Raw genomic sequence first — 21,719 nt, 5'->3', positions numbered from 1 at the left:
CCCTACCGCGCCACCCACACACCGCCTTGCGCCGAGCTTTGCTGACAGGCCGCGATAAACCACATGCCGTCCAGCCCTTCGCGGAGTCCGGGCAGATACGCGCCGTCACTGCCCCCCGCGATCACATCGGCCGCATCACTGTAGAGATTGGCAAACCCTTCCAGATAGCCCTCCGGATGCCCGGGCGGGATGCGGGTTCCGTCAGCCGCTCCCTCCCCCAGACCGGCCCCGCCGCGGGTGATGATCTGCTTAGGCTCACCAAAACGGGTCACGGTCATCACGTTGGGATTTTCCTGCGCCCATTCGATGCCGCCCTTATCACCAAAGATCCGCAGGCGCAGGGCGTTTTCATTGCCGACGGCGACCTGACTGGCCCAGAGCATGCCGCGTGCGCCACCTGCCATGCGCAGCATGATATGGGCATTGTCATCCACGCGGCGGCCATCAACGAAAGAATGCAGCTCCGCCATCAGCGCTTCCGCCTCCAGACCCGAGACAAATGACAGAAGATTAAATGCATGTGTGCCGATATCACCAATTGCACCGGCACCGGATTGCGCGGGGTCGGTCCGCCAGTCCGCCTGTTTGTTCGATGTCTCTTCAGCCAGCCAATCTTGCGCATACTCTGCCTGAATGACCCGCAGCCGCCCCAACGCGCCCCGCGCGATCATCGCCCGCGCCTGCCGCATAAGCGGATAGCCGGTGTAATTGTGGGTCAGGAAGAAACGCGCCTTGGAGGCCTCCGCCGCCGCACGGATCGCTGCGGCCTGCTCTGCGGTGGCGGCAAGCGGTTTGTCGCAAATAACATTGATACCTGCGTTCAGGAACGCGACCGCCGGTCCCGCATGCACATGGTTCGGCGTCACGATGGCAACCGCATCAATACCGTCGGGCCGGGCGGCCTCAGCCTGCGCCATCTCCTCGTATAACGCATAGGACCGCTCGGGCGCGATGCCCAACTCCACGGCGCTGGCCGCGGCGCGGTCGGGATCCGACGACAAAGCGCCTGCCACCAAGTCCCACTTGCCATCAAGGCGCGCGGCAATCCGGTGAACACCTCCGATAAAGGCCCCCTGCCCGCCGCCAACCATGCCTAGTTTGAGCCTCGTCATAGTCCAAGCATCCTTTTGATTTGCGCCTCATCCCTTTCGCCGCCTGCAAAATCGTCAAATGCGCGCGCAGGCGGCTCGATCAGATGGCTTTCAATGAAGGGCGCGCCTTCTGCGGCCCCCTGCTCTGCCGATTTCACGCAGCACTCCCATTCGAGAACCGCCCAACTGTCATAACCATATTGTGTCAGCTTAGAAAAGATCGCGGCAAAATCGACCTGCCCATCTCCCAAGGAACGGAACCGCCCTGCCCGCTGCGCCCAAGGCTGATAGCCGGAATAGACCCCCTGACGACCATCAGGATTGAACTCTGCGTCCTTCACATGAAAGGCGTTGATCCTGTCATGGTAGAGGTCGATAAAAGCCAGATAGTCCATCTGCTGAAGCAGGAAATGCGACGGATCATAGTTGATCATCGCCGCTTTATGGCCCTTCACACGATCAAGAAACATCTCCCACGTTGCCCCGTCAAAGAGATCCTCGCCGGGATGCAACTCAAAACCGATATCGACGCCCAAGTCCGCGTAGCGATCAAAGATCGGCAGCCAGCGGCGGGCAAGCTCGGCGAAGGCTTCCCCAATCAGGCCATCAGGGCGTTGCGGCCACGGATAAAGATAAGGAAAGGCAAGTGAGCCGGAAAAGCTCACCGTATGATCAAGGCCAAGGCGCCGCGATGCATTGGCCGCTTTCTTGACCTGCTCCACGGCCCATGCCTGCCGTGCTTTCGGGTTTCTATGAACGCTCGCCGGTGCAAATGCGTCAAAAGCCGTATCATATGCTGGGTTTACCGCGACGAGTTGCCCCTGCAGATGGGTCGAAAGCTCGGTGATCTCGACACCCGCCTCGGCGCAAATTCCTTTCACCTCGTCACAATAATCCTGGCTTTCGGCTGCTTTATCGAGATCGAAAAGCCGCGCGTCGAACGAGGGAATTTGCACCCCCTTGTAGCCCAGATCGGCCGCCCATTTCGCGATCCCGCCCAGCGTGTTGAACGGGGCCTCATCCCCCGCAAATTGCGCCAAGAACAGCGCTGGACCCTTGATTTGTGATGGCATTCGACCCTCCACTTTGTCGAAAATTAAAGAAATTCGCCTTGCGGAATATCCATTCCTTGAAGCGGCGGCGCTTCAGGGTCCGCAATGGCGCTCAATATCGCGCCAGCAAGGAAATGGCCCGCCTTCGTGACATCCTCATGCACCGCAATGACCTCTTTTCGGAACTGCTTGAGGAAGCGGATCGAGTCACGGCCAACCACATCCGTATCGCTGCCGATGGTCCGGCCCATCGCTTCCGCTGCGTTGACAGCGGCCATCACGGCTGCGGTTGAGGAGCCGATGATTGCGTCAATCTCCGGCTCATCTTTGAGCCGCTCAAGGATGTGCTGCTCGATCAACTCGATATCCGAGTCACTATCGACCTTTTCGTTGAAGCGGAGCTCTATGCCCGTTTGCACCGCCCCTTCTTTCAGGCCGCTCAGCGTGTCCTGACTGTAGAAGTGATCCGATGGCGGCAGGATCGTCAGAACCTTCCTGCGCCCGCGCGACGCGAGTTTCTGCAATGCCTGACGTGCAAATGCCCAGTTATCAAAGTCATAAAATGCATGGGGCGTTTCCAATGAGGTCCGGCCATGCGTCGCGAACGGAAATTGACGCTCCATCATGAACGCCGCGCGCGGATCGTTTTCGCTTGTCTGGTTCATTATGACACCGTCAGCTGAGCCGGTTTCGACGATGTAGCGAATGCGCTCGAGCGGTTGCTTGTCTGATAGACGCGGCATGACAATCAGGTGGTACGGTGTGCCCACCAAGCCCTCAGAAACTGAACGGATCAGGTCCGAGGTGTGTGTCATCATGTGACGGTCCAAGCCAAGCACCAGCGCAATGACATTTGTTTTGCCCGTTCTCAGGCGGACGCCGGCGCGGTTCGGCACATAACCAACCTCTGCCGCGATTCGCCGGACTTTCTCTTTGGTCGCGTCACTGATATCCGGCGCGTCTTTCAGCGCCCGCGAGACGGTTGGCACCGCCATGCCGCTTAGCCGCGAAAGGGTCTTGAGCGTCGGTTTTTCACCCGGCTCCAGCAGATCTCGCGCCGACATTCCGGCAGGCGTTTTCAACTCTTCAGGCACGTCTTCGTCCTTGTTTATATGCCCCACATAGCTTGGCTTCGGCTATTTTCACCTTCGTTTCAAGCCCGCACGGGAGCACGACTCATTCGCTTTTACGAATATTGCGCAATCTCATCGAAACAGGTTCAAAAACTACTTGCAAGGCAAATCTAAAACGATGTAGTGATTTCTATAACGATATAGCTAGGGAGGTATAATCGTGAAACTAACCAAGAAACTTTTGACCGCGACCGCGCTTGTTAGCGCTAGCGCCACCATTGCGAACGCAACTGAACTCGAAGTTATGCACTGGTGGACATCAGGTGGCGAAGCTGCCGCTGTGGCGGAATTCGCCAAGGCATTCGATGCAACGGGCCACACATGGGTGGATGCCGCTATCGCCGGTGGTGAAAATGCCCGCGCCGTGATGATCAGCCGGATTACCGGCGGCGATCCAATGGGGGCTTTCCAGTTCAACCATGGCCGCCAAGCTGAAGAGCTGATCGAAGCCGGTTTACTGCGCGACATCACCGATATTGCCGAAGCTGAAGGCTGGCTGGACCTCGTCAACCCGTCGTCCCTGCTTGAATCTTGCACGGTCGATGGCCGCGTTTACTGCGCGCCGGTCAACATCCACTCATGGCAGTGGCTCTGGGTTTCGCACAAAGCGTTTGCGGATGCGGGCCTCGACGTACCAGCAAACTGGGCAGAATTCGCAGACTCTGCAGATGCGCTCGAAGCCGCAGGGAAGATCCCAATGGCGATGGGTCAGGAAGGTTGGCAACAGTCCGGCGCGTTCAACGTGATGATGGCGAGCCTTCTGCCGAGCGACATCTTCTTGTCCGTCTATGGTGACAAGGATGCAGACGTCGCTGGCGGCGCCGAGGTGGCTTCCGTTTTCGCGGCGGCTGATGCAGCACGCTCCATGTCCGCCAATTCGACCGTGCAAAACTGGAACGATGCGACCAACCTCGTAATCACCGGTCAGGCTGGCGGTCAGATCATGGGTGACTGGGCACAGGGCGAATTTGCCGTTGCTGGCTCCGTCGCAGGCGAAGACTACAGCTGTCTGCCAGGTCTGGGTACAAACCCACGCCTCTCCACCGGCGGTGATGCCTTCTACTTCCCCGTGCTTGATGATGAAGAGCAAGCAGCGGCACAGGCCGAGCTTGCGGCTCTGCTTCTGAAGCCGGATGTACAGGTGTCGTTCAACCTTGCCAAAGGATCGCTTCCCGTCCGCGGTGATATCGACCTCTCCGCCGCGAACGACTGCATGCAGAAGGGTCTGGCCCTGCTCGCCGATGGCGCGCTCCTGCCTGATCCGACGATGCTGATCACGCCGGATACGGTGAACCAGATCAATACGCTGTTCACTGAGTTCTTCGCTGACGGTTCGATCTCGGCAGCGGATGCTCAGGCAGAGTTTGCGGAAATCATCGCCGACGCTGAATAATCACGCAACGCGCACGGGCCTGCACACGCGCAGGCCCGTGCAACCAAACTGCGGGAGAGGGGAGCACGATGGCGGCACAACGGCCAAACCAGCTATTCCGAAATATGAACGCCAAGATCTCGGCAATTCCGATGATCGTCACGGCGCTTTTCGTATTCGTCGGAGGCACCGCCTGGACAATTGTCTACAGCTTCACCAAGTCGGGCCTTCTACCCCGCATGAAATGGGTCGGGCTCGATCAATACGAGCGCCTATGGGGCACCAAGAAATGGCTCATTTCGATTGAAAATCTGGCGATTTACGGGTTTTCGATGCTGATTTTGGTATTCATCATCGGCTTTATTCTTGCAGCCCTCCTTGATCAGAAAATTCGTTTCGAAAACACTGTTCGCACGGTGATCCTCTACCCTTATGCCATGAGTTTCGTAGTCACCGGACTGGTCTGGCAGTGGATTCTCAACCCCGAGTTTGGCATTGAGAAAATCGTCCAGAACGCCGGATGGGAAAGCTTCACTTTCAACCCTCTCTACAACGCCGATATCGCGATTTTCGGGGTTCTGATCGCAGGGCTGTGGCAAGGCAGCGGCTTGGTGATGGTTCTGATGCTCGCAGGCCTGCGCGGGATCGACCAAGAGGTTTGGAAAGCCTCGCGCGTTGACGGTATCCCCGCTTGGAAGACCTATATTTTTATCGTGATCCCGATGATGCGCCCGGTGTTCATCACCACGCTCGTTCTGGTCGTGACCGGAATCGTCAAGGTGTTCGACCTGATCGTCGCCCAAACGGGTGGCGGCCCCGGTATCGCGACAGAAGTTCCCGCGAAATACGTCTACGACATGATGTTCCGGAACAATAACCTCGGCCAAGGCTTTGCCGCATCGACCATGATGCTGGTGACGGTGGCGCTTGTCGTTATCCCTTGGGCGATGCTCGAATTCGGAGGCAAGAAGAAACATGGCTAATCTGCACAAAGCCGTTCTCGAAGGCCCCCGTGGTGCAAAACCGCGCCGCGCCTTCTCCCGTCGCAATATATTTCTCTACGGCACGCTGCTGCTGGTGACGATCTATTATGCGATCCCGCTCTATGTGATGATCGTCACGTCGCTGAAGGGACTGCCGGAAATCCGGTTGGGCAACATCTTCTCGCCCCCCGTCGAGGTAACGTTCGAGCCATGGGTTAAGGCTTGGGGCGAAGCCTGCACTGGATTGAACTGTAATGGCCTTAGTTCCTACTTCTGGAACTCGGTTCAGATCACCGTGCCTTCTGTCATCCTTTCGATCATCATCGCCAGCGTGAACGGCTATGCCCTCGCTAACTGGCGCTTCAAGGGGGCGAATGTCTTTTTCACCATCCTCATCTTTGGAGCCTTCATTCCCTATCAGGTGATGCTCTACCCAATCGTCATCATGCTGAGGGAGCTTGGGCTTTACGGTGATCTCAGCGGCCTTGTCATCGTGCATACGATCTTTGGCATGCCGATCCTGACACTTCTGTTCCGGAACTATTTCACCTCGTTGCCCGAGGAACTGTTTAAAGCGGCGCGTGTCGATGGCGCGGGCTTTTGGGGAATCTACTTCCGCGTGCTCTTGCCAATGTCATTGCCGATTTTCACCGTCGCGGTGATCCTTCAGGTCACGGGTATCTGGAACGATTTCCTCTTCGGCGTCGTTTACACTGGTCCCGAAGCCTATCCGATGACCGTTGCCCTCAATAACATCGTCAACACCACGCAAGGGGTGAAGGAATATAACGTCAACATGGCGGCGACGATCATCACCGCTCTCGTTCCGCTCACCATCTATTTCGTATCCGGCAAACTCTTTGTGCGCGGCATCGCCGCCGGTGCCGTGAAAGGCTAAGACATGACCAATTCCGTCGAAATCAAAAATCTCGATCTGCATTTCGGAGCTGTGAAGGTTCTGGAAGACTTGAACCTTGAAATCGCCCAGGGCGAGTTTCTCGTGCTGCTCGGCTCGTCAGGGTGCGGAAAATCAACCTTGCTGAACTGTATCGCTGGCCTGCTCGATGTCACCGACGGCCAAATTCACATCAACGGCAAGAACGTGACTTGGGCCGAACCCTCCGAACGCGGTATTGGCATGGTTTTCCAATCCTATGCGCTGTACCCGCAGATGACGGTTGAGGGGAACCTGACCTTTGGCCTGAAAAACGCCAAGATGCCAAAGCAGGAAATCGCCGCGCGGGTCAAACGGGCTGCCGAAATCCTCCAGATCGAACCGCTCCTAAAGCGTAAGCCGGCAGCGCTTTCCGGCGGCCAGCGCCAGCGCGTTGCCATCGGCCGGGCGCTTGTGCGGGATGTTGACGTCTTTTTGTTCGACGAACCACTCTCGAACCTCGATGCCAAGCTGCGCGCCGATCTCAGGGTCGAGATCAAGCGCCTGCACCACAGCCTTGGAAACACGATGATCTATGTCACCCATGACCAGATCGAGGCGATGACTTTGGCCGACAGGATCGCAATCATGAAAGGCGGTCAGATCATGCAACTGGCGTCGCCAGATGAAATCTATAACCGACCGCTCAATCGCTACGTCGCCGACTTCATCGGCTCGCCCTCGATGAATTTCCTCGAAGGAACCATTCGTGCCGGCCATTTCGAAACAGGCGATCTCCGCATCCCCCTCGACGGCTACAGCTTCAATGGCGGCGTACAACCGGAAGGGCCAGCCACAATCGGCATACGCCCCGAACACGTCATTACAGGTGAACTGGCCGCCAAGGCCCCCTACCAGGTCGAAGCAACTGTAGATCTGGTGGAACCTACCGGGTCTGACACGCTCATCGATGTGGTCGTTGCAGACCATCATTTCCGCGCCCGCATGGACGGGCAAGCACGGGTCAAGGTCGGCGATCACCTCACCTTGGGGCTTGACCCCTCCAAGGCTTCCCTTTTTGGCAAAACTTCCGAACTGCGCCTCTAAAGCTCAGCGGACCCCAAGACAGGAACTCAAATGGATATCTCTTTCCAGCTCTACTCTGCGCGCAATTTCACGCCTTGGAGCGACGTCTACAAGACGATTGCCAGCCTCGGATATACACAGGTTGAAGGCTTCGGCGGCGTCTACGAAGACCCAAGCGCAACGAAAGCCCTTCTCGACGAGAACGGCCTGTCGATGCCATCGGGGCACTTCTTCCCGATCAGCAGCTTTGAGGACGGATTTGATACCTCGATTGCGGCGGCGAAAACCCTTGGTATGACAACCGTCTTCTGCCCCGCACCGGAAGACGACCTCCGCAATGGCGGTGACGCCGCTGCGTGGATCTCGCTTGCAAAGCGGCTGGAAGAGGCTGGCAAACGAGTCAACGACGCTGGCTTCAAGTTTGGATGGCACAATCATCATTGGGAATTCATGCCCTTACCCGGCGGTGAAATTGCGATGGAGCTGCTGCTCGAGCATGCCCCCTCCATAGATTGGGAAGCCGATATCGCATGGATCGTGCGCGGCGGCGCGGAACCGCTCGCTTGGATCGAGCGCTACAAGGGGCGCATAACGGCCGCGCATGTCAAAGACATTGCCGCAGAAGGCACCTGCACTGATGAGGACGGCTGGGCCGATGTCGGGCATGGCACGATGGACTGGCCTGCGATCATGGCGGCGCTGAAAGCACAGGGCGTCAATCTCTTGGTTGCCGAGCATGACAACCCCAACGATCTGATGCGTTTCGCAAAACGTTCGATCGAGACAATCCGCGAGTTGTAAGGAAAGAAGATGACTTCAATGACTGGCATCGGCATCATCGGATGCGGGAATATCTCTGCTGCCTACCTGCGTCTGGCGCCCCTGTTCAAAGGGCTTGAGGTCAGAGCTGTCGCAGACCTGAATTTGGCAAATGCGCAAACGCGCGCCGCCAAGTTTGGTGTGCGCGCTTGCTCGGTGGACGAGTTGCTCGCAGCAGATGATATCGACATCATCGTGAACCTCACTGTTCCGGCGGCACATTTCGATGTCACGCGGCAAATTCTCGAAGCCGGAAAGCACGCCTATTCCGAGAAACCCTATGTGCTGTCGCTTGAGCAGGGCGAGGCGTTGCGCAGCCTTGCGGCGCAGAAGGGTCTTCGCGTTGGTTCTGCGCCAGATACCTTCCTAGGCGGCGCGCACCAGACAGCGCGGGCGATGCTTGATGCAGGCAAAATTGGCGACGTCGTTGGTGGAACGTGCCATGTAATGTCGCACGGGATGGAGGCTTGGCACCCCAATCCGGATTTCTTCTTCCAAAAGGGTGGCGGCCCAATTCTGGATTTGGGCCCCTATTACATCACAAATCTGGTTCAACTCATCGGGCCGGTAAAAGCCGTTACAGCCGCCGCGACGGCAAGCTTCGCGACCCGCACGATCGGCAATGGCCCGCGGAATGGCGAAACGGTCCCCGTGGAAACACCAACCAACATCCATGCGATACTCGAGTTCCAAAACGGAGCGGTCATTACTTTGAGCGCCAGTTGGGATGTGTGGGCGCATCGTCACCCGAATATGGAGCTTTATGGCAGCGAGGGGTCGCTCTATGTTCCTGATCCGAACTTCTTTGGCGGCGATGTCGCCTTGGTGGGGCCTGACGGCAGCGCACAGGAATGCGATCACGGAGGCCACGCCTTCAGTGAGCCAAACGACAATGACCGCGCCAACTATCGCTGTGCAGGTCTTGCAGATATGGCAACGGCTCTCAGCGAAGATCGCCCACATCGGTGCAGCTTGGAACTTGCAACCCATGTGGTGGAGGTCATGACATCCATTCTTGAGGCCGGAGAAAGCCGCAAGTGGATTGAACTGAGCACAACATGCGAGCGCCCAGCGCCGCTGACGGCTGAGGATGCGCGCGCGCTTCTGGCATAGAAAACAGATGGTGCGGGGGCCGTTGCCCCCGATACCCTCGCCAATAAGAACGTCCGCAGAACCAAGCTCTGCTTAAAACCCACTCAGCTCAGAAAATCATCGACGATTTGGTTGAATAATTCTGGCTTTTCCAGATGAACCGCATGTGCGCATTCCGGCACGACAGCCAGATTACAGGACGGTACCTGCGCCCATAATCGCTCGATCTGCGACCAAGGGTAAGTCCGGTCGCCATCACCCCAAATCACGAGCGTAGGAGCGCTGATCCGGTCCAGTTTGTCGGCCCCTGACCACTTTTCCATCGCATCCAGCCCTGCTTGAATAGCCCCTGCACTGGCCCGAGTAGCAATCGCAGCACATCCTTCATATGCAGGTGCTTCTTCCCAGTCGAGGAACCAGGTCGCCGATATCCGGCGCGCGGTCGCAGCCGCGCCATCCTTGTGCGCACGCGCCTTGCTTTCAGCAATGGTTTCAAACCTTCCCGGCAAAACGCCAACAGAGCCTGTCGCGTATAAGATCAGTTTCTCGATCCGATCCGGCACCAGCCGCGCGATTTCCTGCACGATCATGCCGCCCATCGAGTGACCAAGCAGATGAAAGCGCGAGAGCCCCTGCCCGTTCAGCGCATCAACCACCCAATGCGCAAACCCTTCAATCCTGTCGATTGGCTCCATGTGGCTGTTCGCACCAAAGCCGGGCAGATCGAGCGCTATGACGTCGCGCTTCCCCGCAAAAGCGCTGACTTGCCCTTCCCACTGCGCTCCGCCGCCCATGAACCCATGAACAAGGACAAGCGGTGTCACTTGCGCTGTCCCTGAACGATCCGGTCAAGGATCATCGCGCAGAAGAGAATTGCAAATCCTGCAAGGATGCCTTGGCCAACATTGGCGTATTGAAGCGCCTCAAGCACGTCCTCGCCCAACCCCTTGGCACCGATCAGCGACGCGACCACAACCATCGCGAGGGAGAGCATGATTGTTTGGTTGATACCCGCGCGGATCGACGGGCTTGCTAACGGAAGGTCTACCTTGGTCAGCAGGTACCATTTGTTTGCCCCAAACGAGATCGCCGCCTCCCGCACGCTTTCGGGCACACCGCGCAGCCCTAGAACGGTCAGGCGCACCACCGGCGTTCCGCCAAAGATCATCGTTGTGACGACGGCCGCTGGTTTCCCCGTGCCAAAAAACGCGATGACGGGGATCATGAACACGAAGGCTGGCATCGTTTGCATGAAGTCCATGATCGGTTGAATGAATGAGTAGAACCGCGGACGGCGGGCGGCAAACATACCAAGCGGGATGCCAATAAGGATCGACAAACAAGCTGCCGTTCCCAACAGCGCCAGCGTCGTCATCGCCTTTTCCCAAAAACCCAAAAACCCCATGTAAGAGAGGAACGCCCCCGAGTAGACCGCCATCCGCACTCCAGCCGTCAGCCATGTGAGCAAGATTATAAGCGATGCGATGACGATCCATGGCGTGCTGACAAAGACAATCTCCAGAGCATCCAACACAGCCCGAATGACGAATGTAATCGCATCAAACAGCGCATCCCCATTGAGCACGGCCCAGTCAAAGAAGCGTTCAACCCATTCGATGCTTGTGAGCCGGATGCCGGTGGTCGTCGGAAAGTTTGTCAGTAATTCAAAACGTCCCGGCAGGCTGTAGTGAACCATAGCCGCCAAGACCACCAGCGCCATGAACGCCGCGCTGAACGCAATCTGTGAAACGGCCATTCCAGAGCGGATAGAACGATCAGAGAGCCAATCTGAAAACCGCGCCTCCAGCGCCCAGTTGGCGACGACCGCTTGCGCGGCTTTTGCCAAAAGAAGAATGAGCAAGCCGGTAAACGCAATCGAAGGACCCTGAGCTGCAAGCGCGGCTGCCTCGTCTCTGATCCCGCCGATATTGGCCTCCAACCCGTCAACAGCACGTTGGAAGGCATCGACCCGATCCGACCCGGACTCAATCGCCGCAGCGAGCTGCTGGCGGCGCAGTTCAAGCGTGCCTTCGATGGAGGCAATACGCTCCATCGCATCGGCCGCAAGATCACCGAACAGTCCGCGCGCAATCTGAACAAATGCCAGCGTTTCAAGGATCAAGAATGGCAGCGCCCAGGACCATAACCCCCGCGCACCAAACCAAATCGGACCAAAAAGGCCCGCCATCAAATTGAATGTCGGCGTGAAGCGGGACGACGCGCCGATCTTTTCAAATTGCGCGATATAATAGACCACACTTGTCGCCACAAAGGCGCGGATATTCTCCTGCCTTTCCTTTGCGTAGTTAATTGCAGCTTCACTATTGGGATCGTCCAGCGGATTAACGGTTTGCTCGGTCATGATACTTCCGTCCCCTCAATAACCGTGCGCAACAGATCAGCGCGGGTGATAACACCGACATCCTTGCCCTCGTCCTGAACGAGGATCGGGGCATCATCGTCAATTGCCAAATTGATGAGCTTGCTCAGCGTCTCTTTGCCGGCCACCCGCGGCGCATTTGCGGGGATCGGCGCTGATTGCGCGAGGTAGTCCGCGATCGGCTGCATCACGGCGCCGGCATGCACGACCTTTAAGCGCGATATGCCCGCCACAAAGTCGGCAACGTAATCGTCGGCTGGATGCATGACGATATCCTCAGGCGTTCCCATCTGAACCAATTTTCCGTCACGCATAATCGCGATGCGGTCGCCAATACGCACGGCCTCGTCCAGATCATGGGTGATAAATATCGTCGTCTTTTTCAAAATCTTCGACAGGCGGATAAACTCATCCTGCAATTGACGGCGGATCAACGGATCAAGCGCTGAAAACGGCTCGTCCATGAGCAAAACATCAGGGTTAGCGGCCAAAGCACGGGCAAGTCCAACACGTTGCTGCATCCCGCCCGAAAGCTCATGCGCATATTTGGCCCCCCAAGCCCCAAGCTCCACAATGTCGAGTATCGCCGCAGCCTGCCGCATACGTTCGTTCTTCGCGACATGCCGTATTTCCAACGGCATCGCGACATTATCAAGAACCGAGCGATGCGGCATCAGCGCGAAGTTCTGAAACACCATCCCGATCTTGCGGTTCCGAAATCTCTGAAGCTCTTGCGGCCCCAGAGCCATCACGTCGGTGCCCTCAATTTCGATTTTTCCAGAGGTCGGCTCAAGGAGACGGTTGAAATGACGAACCAGCGTCGATTTACCGCTTCCCGAAAGCCCCATAATGCAAAAGATCTCGCCTCTGTTAACAGAGAGGCTCACATCAGCGACACCTACCACCGCGTTAAATTCTGCCAGCGCTTCAGCCTTCGACAGGCCGCGTTCCAAAATCGCCTTCAGCGCCACATCCGGCTGCGACCCAAAGATCTTCCACACATTCGAGATCTTGATGACGCCTTCGTCACTATTCATCGCTGCCTCGCCCCTCAGGTGAAGGAACGCCGGCCCGCGTCAAACAGGCCGGCGAACACGCTTCGTAGTATTGGTTACAGCCCCAACATCGCATCAACGCGATCGGAATTTGCTGCAACCCAGTCCTTCGCGACATCGCTCGGGTCGCGGCCATTCGCGCTGATCTCAAATGCGAGGCTGCTCACATCATTCGCGGTCAACGAGAAGTTAGCGAAGAACTCGGCGATTGCCGGCGAGCGGTCGGTCAGGGAGTTGGACCATGCAATCTGAACCTGCTTAAGGTCATCTTTGGTGGCAACCATGGAGTTCTCATACCAGTTCGGATCATCCGACGGCTGCACCATGATGTACTTCTCGGGATCGTAGGTCGGCTCGGTGAGCATCACTACGTCGAACATGTACCAAACGGCATGCGGTTCGTAGCAGTAGAATGCGTAGCCTTCGTCTTTGGCGATGCTGTCACGGATACGCGCGGTCTTGACCGCTTCCTCGGTTCGGAGAGGTTCGATGAAATCAAGCAGCCCGTAATCACGGACTTTCACTTCGTTCACGTTCGCCGACGCCCAGCCCGGAGCACCGATCCACAGTTCACCAAGTCCGTTGCCGTCACTGTCCATTGCCGCCGCAACGTCAGGGCGGCCTAAATCAGCAATATCGGTGATGTTGTATGCGGCGGCAAAATTCTTCGACACGCAAAAGCCCTGATTGCCCAAATACGGGTTCGACGACAGAGTCACCGTGCCCGCGCCGTCTACATATTGTTTGGTAAAGCTTTCTTGGTTCGGCAGCCAAACATCCGGGTGCACGTCAATATCGCCTTCGCCCTGATCCATCGCTTGGAAGATCGTGGCGTTGTTGCCCGGCACATATTCAACTGATCCACCAATGCGCGAGGTCACGATCTCGCCAAGCACATGGGCGATCGCCTGCGCGCCGGTCCATGTCGGGACGCCTATATTCACCTCTTCTGCATAGGCTGGCGCACAGAGCGCACTCGCTACGGCAGTTGCCAATACTTTCGTCTTCAGTGTCATCCTAAGTCTCCCTGTTGGATTTTTATTTTATTCAAGCCGCATAGCCCGGAAGGCCGAAGCTATCGGAATACCCAAAGAGAGCCGCACTCCCTCCGGTGTGCAGGAAAACAACGTTGGCCATGCCATCGAAGTATCCCTTCTTTGTCAGATCAATCAGCCCGTCCAATCCCTTTCCGGAGTAGACCGGATCAAACAGCAGACCCTCTTTCTCAGCAAGAAGCCGAACCGCTGCCACCATTCCCTCGGTGGGCAAGCCATAACCCGGTCCAACATAGTTGCAGTTGGCGCGGACGGCATTGCGGGGAATATCGATCGACAACCCCATATGCGCGATGGTCTTGCACGCAAGGTCATGGACCATGCCTTCTTGTTTTTCTTGCGGCGCGCGCACGCCGATCCCCAAAAGATGAATATCGCTTTCCAAAGCCGCGAGCCCAGCCACCAGCCCGGCCTGTGTGCCGGAGCTGCCCGTCGCGTGTACAAGTGCATCAATGGTAAGGCCCATTTCAGCCGCTTGATCGACCAACTCGCGAGCGCAGTTCACATAACCCAAGGCGCCGATGGGGTTTGAGCCACCGCCAGGAATGATATACGGATTTTTCCCTTGCTCCTTCAGTGTCGCCGAAAGAGCCTCCATCTCGGCATTCATATCAGCGCCGCCCGGCCTTTTGGATACGCTCGCCCCGTGCAACCGGTCCAACAGCACGTTGCCGTTCATAATGTAATTGCCGTCATTCGAACCTGTACGGTCCTCCAGCAAAATATGACATGCCAACCCCAGCTTGGCTGCGGCCGCAGCCGTTTGCCGCGCATGGTTGGATTGTGTTGCCCCTTGGGTAATGATGGTATCCGCGCCCTGATTCAGCGCGTCAGCCATCAAAAACTCCAATTTGCGCGTTTTGTTCCCGCCCGAGGACAGCCCAGTGCAATCATCCCGCTTCACCCAGAAACGTGGCCCACCCAGCTCTTCGCTGAGCCGGTCAAGCGGTTCGAGGGGCGTCGGAAGGTGCCCAAGCGCCACCCGCGGAAACGCGGACAAGCGTATCGCCAGCTCCTTGCAGCGGCTCACCATAAGGTCAGCAGACCCCGCGACTTCTCTCTCGGTCACATGATCGGTCACACTCACAACTCTCTCCTCGATTACAGGTCAATCCAAAGCGTTACCTAGAGCAGAAAAAATTTACAGTGCATATTTCTATCACCACCCATACACTTGGTATGAGCAGTCGGAGGAAAACATGCATTTACAATGGCTCGACGATGTTTTGGCACTGCTGGAGGAAGGCAATCTCTCGCGTGCGGCGCAGCGGCGGAACATTACCCAGCCCGCCTTTTCGAGGCGGATTCGCGGCTTCGAGGAGTGGTTGGGAATCACAGTACTTGAGCGACGCGCCAACAGTATCGAGATCAGTGCCGCCCTGTCGTCCAACGAAATTGAGATCCGCGCGCTGGTCGCGCGCCTGCATGAACTGCGTACCCGCCTCGTACAGTTCGATCCAGCCTCCACCACCCTCACAATGGCCGCGCAGCATGCCTCGTTCTACGCCACCTACCCGGACATGGCACTCAGAGCAAAAGTCCACCTCCCCGGGCTCAGATGGCGCGTAAGGGCCGGCAACCTCAACGACTGCGTGTCGTTGTTTCTGCGTGGGGATGCGAGCTTCCTGCTCTGCTACGAAGCGGAAAATATCGGATCACTCAAATTCGGGAGCGACATCCAGCGTGGCATTTGGGGAAAAGACTTTTTGATCCCTGTGGTCGGCGGCAACTTGCGGCATCGTGTCAGCGCCTCTGGCGAAGTGCCCGAAGACACCCCCGCGATTGCCTACCCCGAAGAAAGTTACTTTGGCGAGGTACTGAACAAAAACCAGCGCGCATTCGGTACGGTGAGCAATTGCGTGAACCCGTTTGCGATCATGGCCTTCTCAAGCGGCTCGCGCGAGATGGTACTCAAGGGGCTTGGCATCGGATGGCTCCCCATCGGTATGATCTACCGCGAACTTGAAAGCGGCGCCGCGATTTCGCTTGCGAGTAGCTACGGAATGGAACCCCTCGAAGCCGCCATTTATGCCGACATGAAGGCGCCCATGTCGGATATATTGATGAACCTGTGGAGCAGCCGCGGAGACGGTTAACCGTCACTCAATCCGGCGTTTGCGAAAAGCGCTTCAAACCAATCGGACCAGTATGTCTGCTTAATGGTGCCCGGGGGCGGAATCGAACCACCGACACGAGGATTTTCAATCCACTGCTCTACCCCTGAGCTACCCGGGCACGGGGAACTGGTCAAACCAGCTCTCTGGGGTGGCGACCTTCTAGACGTGAGGTGACGCGGTGTCCAGAGGGTTTTACCGGCAAAATGCACCTCTTAAGAAATTTCACTGAGCCGCCTTCATCCGACCGGAAAGATAGGCCGCATTCCGGTAGCCATGATCGTTGCGAACGACGAAATCGGAACGACGCAACACCGAGACGAACCGGCCCAGAATCCCGCGCGCAACGCCACGCGCACGCGGATACGGGCGCAGGGCGTTTGCCAACCACGGGCCGACCCGCCAGTAGCTCCAGATGAATGCACGGCCCAATGCATAATGCACCAGAACATGGTCGCGCAGTTCACGCAGGTGAACGACATCTGGATGATGGCCATCGGCATAGGCCGCTGTCGCGACGAAGCACTCGATACCGCTGTAGCCGTTCGCGCTGTCGTCCTCTTCCTGCTCTTCCAAAGCGGCTTGATCTTCAAGGACGAGGCCACGCTGGATGGCTTCGGCCTCCAAGCGAGACGCATCATCGTCAAAGCCAGCAGCAGCCATTGCATCGCGCAGGGCCATCATTTCTTCGCCATCGAAATCGAGCGGGATATCGTCGAACTCCGAGTCTTCGAGACGATCAAGATAAACCTGAGCGACGTCGTCATCCATATCCGTCAACATGTCTGCGGCCGCCTCGCCAATCCGCGAGAATTGCGACAGAAGCGAGTCAGCCTCGACGCTGCCAAGGAAAGCTTCCAGCGTCTCGCTGTCGAGACCGTTCAGCATCGCCGCGAGGTTGTCACCGGGGATCGTTGCCATCAGCGCGTCAACGTTGACACCATCAAACAGGGTCGCCATTTCGTCAGCGGAAAGTCCGTCAAGATAAGCGCCAATCTCCTCCGGCGACCCCTCGATGAGCATCTGCTCAAGCGTGTTGTCATTTTCTTCATACGCGGCTTGAACATCGAGCGCGGAGGTCTCGGCCAGCGGTTCATCATCGCCGAGCACCTCGTCCAAATACTCTACCGCCTTGCCGGAAGTTGCGAAGTCGCTCAGCGCACCGGCGATACCGTCAAACTGATCAGCTGCGCCAAGCAATGTTGTGTTGCCAGCTGCATGGACGAAGATCAGATTTCCGTTCTCAACAACAGCGGCATCCATCGCCTCTTCAGCCGAACCGTAGGCGCGGAAGAAGCTGAGCGTGTCGCCTTTTTCCAGATCAAAGCCTTCGATCGTCGCATCTGTTCCAGCGTCAACGATGAAGTGAGACGCGCCTTCGCCGCCGTTGAGGAAAGCGCTTTCGCCCGTGGCGACGAGGATATCTTCGCCAGCTCCCCCCATCAGCGTGTCGCTGCCAGAGCCGGAGATCAGCAGGTCATCACCAGCGCCTGCGCTCAAAAAGTCGTCGCCAGCACCGCCAAACAGGGTGTCGTCATAGTCGGTACCGATCAGCGTGTCGTTCACGTCTGCATCCGGCGCGACCGCCTCTTCCTGACCACGCAGGGAAACACCGTGGCCTTCGTTGGTGAAGGTCAGGCGCACGATGTCGTAGCCGTCCAGTGTCAGTTGAACGTTGCCGTCCGCGTCCAGCAGATCATCGCTGGTCATCGTCTGCATGTGAGCGCGGGCGTCTTGATCCGTTGCGAGGCTCTCATCGACGTCTGCGGTGTTCGGGTCGTCCATCGCGGTGAGCTGAACGCCAGCCAGATGGCCATAGTCGCCAACCAGCGCATCCATATCGAGGGTCAGGGAAATCTCGTCTGCGCTGCGCGACGAGAGAAAGACGACCGTCTGGTCGTCGCTCGCGAATGCACGCATGCTAACCTGTCCAACAGCCCCTTCGTCGCCGATCTCAGAGCGGAAGCTCTCGGGGGTTGTTACGTCCAGCAAGCGGGTGCCTTCAACGCTTTCCATGAGGAGGCGCATCACTTCACCCGGAGCAGTAAGGCTGAAGCTCCAGCCATCGGCTGCTTCAGGGTCTTTCTCCAGCGCGGCAAGACGGGTTTGCAGCGTTTTGTAGGCAGTGCCCCAAACAGCTGCTTGGTCAACGCCATGTGCAGCCATCTCGGCAAAGAGCTCGATCATGCTGGAACCCTGCTCCATGCCCTGATCGGCATCTTCGTCCATCCGCAGGTTCCACTCGGACACATTATACTCCAGCTCGCCGAAACCTTCGGCAGCTTGGATCTCGTCGAGGCGATCAAACACACCATCGTAAGACGTGATCAGATCGTAATCATCGGGGTAGTAGTGGGTTTCAACGGTGTCGATTGCAGCGCGGGCTTCCATGTCCATCTGGTCGAGGATGCGCTGGTTGTCCTCAGGACGATTGCGCAGCGCTGCCTGCATCGCGATCTTCGGCTCAACCCAGCCATCCGGATCGTCGAGGGACGCGCGGTGGGCATCAAATACCAGTTGCAACCCTTTGGCGAGTTCATTGGTGATCTTGCCATACTCTTCCGGCGTCATGCGCTCCTGACGGTACCAGTACTCGTTACCGATGGTGATCGTGTCGAGGTCAATTTCACCGAACTCACCGTTCAGAATGCGGGTGACGTCATCCAGGAGGGTATAGATGGCGTAGTCGAAGGGCTCACGGTGACCTTCAGCATCAACCTCGTCAGAGAAGTAGTTCTCAGTCGGCAGAACCCAGTCGACGCTTCCGTCACGCGCGGCAGCATACTCAACGAAAGCGCGCGCTGTAACGATACGGTCGCCACCGTTTTCATCATAGCCCTCGACATCGGAAGAATTCCAGAAACGCTCAGACATTTCATTATCAGGCGCAAAAAGTTCTTCGGTGACAGTGCCGCCCGGAAAACGGAATTCATTAAATCCCATTTCATCGACAAAGCGGGTGAAAGCAGACCCTTCATCAACGAAGTCTTTGGTGAAAACGACGTTCACGCCCAAAAGGTCTTGTGTAATTACATCAGATGCATATTCAGCTGCATCGAATTTAATTGCGTATTCACCCATTTTCCCAACCCTTATTTTGAGAGGCCGGGAGTGTGCGTCTGAGTCGTCCCGGCGAGAGCATTTGTCTCGCCGTCACTCAATCAATACGGGAAAGCTGAGTGAACTGACTTTACGAGTAGTTTCAATGGGATAGGGATAGACAGACGAACCTAAAGAGTTACAAAATATCTCCTTTTTTCTAGAATGGTTAACTTAAAGATGAATAATTATTATTCTTTAGGATTACATGATTATCATTATGGGTAAAAAGTTATACGAACTAATAATCATACTAATCGAAAGAATATCCAAGGCTCGAATGACCCTGAAAAATTGATTTATGATTCCACCCAACAACTTTATGAAGCCATATTATCAGATATTATTTCATCCAAGAGTTTAAATAAATGATATTTATTCAACTAAAGATACACAAACAAATTCATGAACAATAAAAAAACCGCCAAGCGGCTGGCTTGACGGTTTTGACTTCAAATCAAAGATCGATATCAGTGGCGCGGTTCGTCCTGCTCATAAGAACGCGGATCCAGACTGTCCTCGTCTATCGGCTCCTCCGAGGGGAGAGCGTATGAGCCACCCAGCCACTTCGCCAGATCAACATCCGCGCAGCGCTTTGAGCAAAAGGGCTTATAGCGCTCATCAGTATCTTTGCGGCAGATCGGACAGCCCATCACAAGAATTTCCGCAGCAACGCCGAGGAGGGAAAACGCTCGCGCTTTCGCTGCATCTCGAACAATCCCATCGCTGTCCAGCCTACGAGCGACGTCTCGATGGGGTCCGCCTTGAAGGTCGCCCTGAGCGATTGCTCCAACTGCCGCCGATGTGCCTTCGACATCGGCGCGAAATCGACCACGACCTGACCGCCAAGCCCCCGCAAACGCAACTCACGCGGGAGTGCCCGCGCAGCGGCTAGGTTGGCTTTCAGTGCGGCCGCCGGTGATGTGTCACCGCGTGTGTTCACGTCCACCGTTACCAGCGCACGCGTCGCTTCGACCCACATATCCGCATCACCCAGAGGAACGACCGCTACCTGCAACCGTTCCAATTCATCAAGGACACCTTGCTCCTCAAAGCATCCGCTGTGCGTTTCAACAGTTGCCGGCGCAGTCCATTCCCGCCATGCAAACACATGCGGCCCGTCGCCCTCGGTAAGCGCTTCCGGCTCGCTTCCATCGGCATCATTCAATACGGCTGCTGCAAGATCGCGCATTGCAGCAATATCCTCTGCGATTGCGTCTTCGTCCGCAGCCGCACAAGAAGAACGCAAGATCAGCCCTGCGCCCTCCCCCGGCATCATGTCTTCTGCAAGAACTCTCAAGAATCCGCGTGTCTCTTCATCGATTATCTGTCGGGAGATGTTCAAACCAGGCGCTCCTGGCGTGACGATCGCATAGCGGCTCTTGAACAGAACGCGCTGCGTCACCGGCACTGCCTTGCCATCCTCAGCTTGTCCCGTCACCTGAACCAATAGCGCCTGACCGGGCTTCAGCCCCTTCCCCTGACGCAGGAAACCGCTCTCGCCATCAGGTAACCGGACCATCATGCCGCCCTGCCCTTTGAGCGGGCGGTCACAAATCGCACGATAAATTGCCCCGACGCGTGCCTTTTCGGGATCGTCGATCAAGAAATCTTCAAGTCGACCATCAACCATCAGCGCGGCAGCTTCCTGTCCACCAAGGTGATCGAGCAAGATCGTACGGCCCTTCATTCGGATGCCCCTTCATATACCGGGTAACCCGCTGCGGTGAGCAGCCCCGCCGCCTCCGCGAGCGGTAGCCCCACAACGCCCGTGAACGAACCACTGATCCACGGGATAAACGCACCCGCCGGCCCCTGAACAGCGTAACCGCCGGCTTTCCCTTGCCAGTCGCCGCTCGCGAGGTAGCTGTTCACCTCGGCATTGCTCAGACGTTTCATCTGCACGGTTGTGACCACATCCTTAACAAATAGCGCCTCGCCGCGTTTCACGGCAACGGCGGTGATCACACGATGCCGTCTGCCTGACATCGCATGGAGGAAAGCAGCCGCCTCAGCCGCGTTCTCGGGCTTGCCCATGATCCGCCGCCCCATCGCGACAGTCGTGTCCGCACACAGGATAACCTCGCCTGTGCCACAAGGCACCGCTTGCGCCTTTTCGCGCGCCATACGGATCACATAGGGGCGCGGCAACTCCCCACGAAGGGGCGTCTCATCAATATCAGGTGGGCGTATGTCAGCCGGCGCAATGCCGATCTGCGCCAAAAGCTCCAGTCGCCGTGGCGATCCGGAGCCCAAAACCAGCCGCAGCCCGTTATCGGGCTTAAGGGTTGTCACTTGAAGCGATAGTTGATCCGACCCTTAGTCAGATCATACGGCGTCATTTCTACCTGAACTTTATCGCCAGCCAGAACGCGAATGCGGTTTTTCCGCATTTTTCCTGCCGTATGCGCAATGATTTCATGGCCGTTTTCCAGCTCGACCCTGAACGTCGCGTTCGGCAGAAGTTCCTTCACGACACCGGGGAATTCGAGCAGTTCTTCCTTGGCCATGTGA

The 21,719-nt window shown here is 57.0% G+C and carries 20 protein-coding genes and 1 tRNA gene; 7 read left to right on the top strand and 14 right to left on the bottom strand.

Annotated features, from left to right (window positions below; translation table 11 throughout):
- Positions 1-2 precede the first annotated feature (2 nt).
- From AB1E42_RS04565 to AB1E42_RS04555, 3 genes are read right to left on the bottom strand one after another with little or no spacing between them, the layout of a single operon-like run.
- Positions 3-1,112 carry a Gfo/Idh/MocA family protein gene (locus tag AB1E42_RS04565; RefSeq protein ID WP_368345815.1) on the bottom strand — a complete coding sequence of 370 codons (1,110 nt, stop codon included), beginning with the start codon at positions 1,110-1,112 and terminating at the stop codon, positions 3-5.
- Positions 1,109-2,164, bottom strand: a complete 1,056-nt coding sequence (locus AB1E42_RS04560) for a sugar phosphate isomerase/epimerase family protein (RefSeq protein ID WP_368345814.1) — start codon at positions 2,162-2,164, stop codon at positions 1,109-1,111. Before AB1E42_RS04560 ends, AB1E42_RS04565 begins: the two co-directional genes overlap by 4 nt.
- Before the next feature lie 23 nt (positions 2,165-2,187).
- On the bottom strand, positions 2,188-3,237 hold the full coding sequence (locus AB1E42_RS04555) for a LacI family transcriptional regulator (RefSeq protein WP_368345813.1): 1,050 nt from the start codon (positions 3,235-3,237) through the stop codon (positions 2,188-2,190).
- 199 nt (positions 3,238-3,436) lie between these two features.
- On the opposite strand from AB1E42_RS04555, the gene AB1E42_RS04550 reads away from it, so the two are divergent.
- From AB1E42_RS04550 to AB1E42_RS04525, 6 genes are all read left to right on the top strand, one after another.
- Positions 3,437-4,669, top strand: a complete 1,233-nt coding sequence (locus AB1E42_RS04550) for an ABC transporter substrate-binding protein (protein ID WP_368345812.1) — start codon at positions 3,437-3,439, stop codon at positions 4,667-4,669.
- A 68-nt stretch (positions 4,670-4,737) separates the two neighbouring features.
- Positions 4,738-5,631 carry a carbohydrate ABC transporter permease gene (locus tag AB1E42_RS04545; RefSeq protein ID WP_368345811.1) on the top strand — a complete coding sequence of 298 codons (894 nt, stop codon included), beginning with the start codon at positions 4,738-4,740 and terminating at the stop codon, positions 5,629-5,631.
- Entirely contained in the window at positions 5,624-6,529 is a 906-nt protein-coding gene (locus AB1E42_RS04540; RefSeq protein WP_368345810.1) for a carbohydrate ABC transporter permease, read from the top strand. The genes AB1E42_RS04545 and AB1E42_RS04540 overlap by 8 nt, the downstream gene beginning before the upstream one ends.
- Positions 6,530-6,532: 3 nt before the next feature.
- A complete protein-coding gene (locus tag AB1E42_RS04535) occupies positions 6,533-7,612 on the top strand; it encodes an ABC transporter ATP-binding protein (protein ID WP_368345809.1) in 1,080 nt (359 codons plus the stop codon).
- A gap of 30 nt (positions 7,613-7,642) precedes the next feature.
- Positions 7,643-8,392 carry a sugar phosphate isomerase/epimerase family protein gene (locus tag AB1E42_RS04530; protein ID WP_368345808.1) on the top strand — a complete coding sequence of 250 codons (750 nt, stop codon included), beginning with the start codon at positions 7,643-7,645 and terminating at the stop codon, positions 8,390-8,392.
- A gap of 9 nt (positions 8,393-8,401) precedes the next feature.
- Positions 8,402-9,523, top strand: coding sequence for a Gfo/Idh/MocA family protein (locus AB1E42_RS04525; RefSeq protein ID WP_368345807.1), 1,122 nt, complete (start codon positions 8,402-8,404; stop codon positions 9,521-9,523).
- Positions 9,524-9,606: 83 nt separating this feature from the next.
- Here AB1E42_RS04525 and AB1E42_RS04520 read toward each other — a convergent pair whose 3' ends face one another.
- The 5 genes from AB1E42_RS04520 to AB1E42_RS04500 form a co-directional block, all read right to left on the bottom strand.
- Positions 9,607-10,326 carry an alpha/beta fold hydrolase gene (locus tag AB1E42_RS04520; RefSeq protein WP_368345806.1) on the bottom strand — a complete coding sequence of 240 codons (720 nt, stop codon included), beginning with the start codon at positions 10,324-10,326 and terminating at the stop codon, positions 9,607-9,609.
- Complete coding sequence (locus AB1E42_RS04515; protein WP_368345805.1) at positions 10,323-11,864, bottom strand: ABC transporter permease subunit; 1,542 nt, start codon at positions 11,862-11,864, stop codon at positions 10,323-10,325. Before AB1E42_RS04515 ends, AB1E42_RS04520 begins: the two co-directional genes overlap by 4 nt.
- Complete coding sequence (locus AB1E42_RS04510; protein WP_368345804.1) at positions 11,861-12,919, bottom strand: glycine betaine/L-proline ABC transporter ATP-binding protein; 1,059 nt, start codon at positions 12,917-12,919, stop codon at positions 11,861-11,863. Before AB1E42_RS04510 ends, AB1E42_RS04515 begins: the two co-directional genes overlap by 4 nt.
- A gap of 74 nt (positions 12,920-12,993) precedes the next feature.
- Complete coding sequence (locus tag AB1E42_RS04505; RefSeq protein ID WP_368345803.1) at positions 12,994-13,953, bottom strand: glycine betaine ABC transporter substrate-binding protein; 960 nt, start codon at positions 13,951-13,953, stop codon at positions 12,994-12,996.
- A gap of 31 nt (positions 13,954-13,984) precedes the next feature.
- Positions 13,985-14,998: a D-cysteine desulfhydrase gene (locus AB1E42_RS04500; protein WP_368346366.1), complete on the bottom strand. Its 1,014-nt coding sequence runs from the start codon at positions 14,996-14,998 to the stop codon at positions 13,985-13,987.
- 193 nt (positions 14,999-15,191) lie between these two features.
- Between AB1E42_RS04500 and AB1E42_RS04495 the strand changes: the two genes are divergently transcribed.
- Positions 15,192-16,088, top strand: a complete 897-nt coding sequence (locus AB1E42_RS04495) for a LysR family transcriptional regulator (RefSeq protein WP_368345802.1) — start codon at positions 15,192-15,194, stop codon at positions 16,086-16,088.
- 64 nt (positions 16,089-16,152) lie between these two features.
- On the opposite strand, the gene AB1E42_RS04490 is transcribed toward AB1E42_RS04495, so the two are convergent.
- The 6 genes from AB1E42_RS04490 to infA all read right to left on the bottom strand — a co-directional run bounded on the left by AB1E42_RS04490 (position 16,153) and on the right by infA (position 21,715).
- Positions 16,153-16,227 (bottom strand) — tRNA-Phe (locus AB1E42_RS04490).
- 104 nt (positions 16,228-16,331) lie between these two features.
- Entirely contained in the window at positions 16,332-19,187 is a 2,856-nt protein-coding gene (locus AB1E42_RS04485) for a CFI-box-CTERM domain-containing protein (RefSeq protein ID WP_368345801.1), read from the bottom strand.
- 488 nt (positions 19,188-19,675) lie between these two features.
- Positions 19,676-19,858 carry a DNA gyrase inhibitor YacG gene (locus AB1E42_RS04480; RefSeq protein WP_368345800.1) on the bottom strand — a complete coding sequence of 61 codons (183 nt, stop codon included), beginning with the start codon at positions 19,856-19,858 and terminating at the stop codon, positions 19,676-19,678.
- The gene (locus AB1E42_RS04475; protein WP_368345799.1) at positions 19,858-20,895 is read right to left on the bottom strand and encodes a ribonuclease E/G; all 1,038 of its coding nucleotides are present in this window, start codon (positions 20,893-20,895) and stop codon (positions 19,858-19,860) included. The genes AB1E42_RS04480 and AB1E42_RS04475 overlap by 1 nt, the downstream gene beginning before the upstream one ends.
- Positions 20,892-21,500 carry a nucleoside triphosphate pyrophosphatase gene (locus AB1E42_RS04470; protein ID WP_368345798.1) on the bottom strand — a complete coding sequence of 203 codons (609 nt, stop codon included), beginning with the start codon at positions 21,498-21,500 and terminating at the stop codon, positions 20,892-20,894. Before AB1E42_RS04470 ends, AB1E42_RS04475 begins: the two co-directional genes overlap by 4 nt.
- Positions 21,497-21,715, bottom strand: coding sequence for a translation initiation factor IF-1 (infA, locus tag AB1E42_RS04465; protein WP_007205486.1), 219 nt, complete (start codon positions 21,713-21,715; stop codon positions 21,497-21,499). The genes AB1E42_RS04470 and infA overlap by 4 nt, the downstream gene beginning before the upstream one ends.
- Between the last annotated feature and the right edge of the window lie 4 nt (positions 21,716-21,719).

The sequence above is a fragment of the Pelagovum sp. HNIBRBA483 genome (assembly GCF_040931995.1).
GTDB lineage: Bacteria > Pseudomonadota > Alphaproteobacteria > Rhodobacterales > Rhodobacteraceae > JAEPMR01.
The sequence above is the reverse complement of the archived record's forward strand: the minus strand, read 5'-3'. Positions and strand labels throughout refer to the sequence as shown.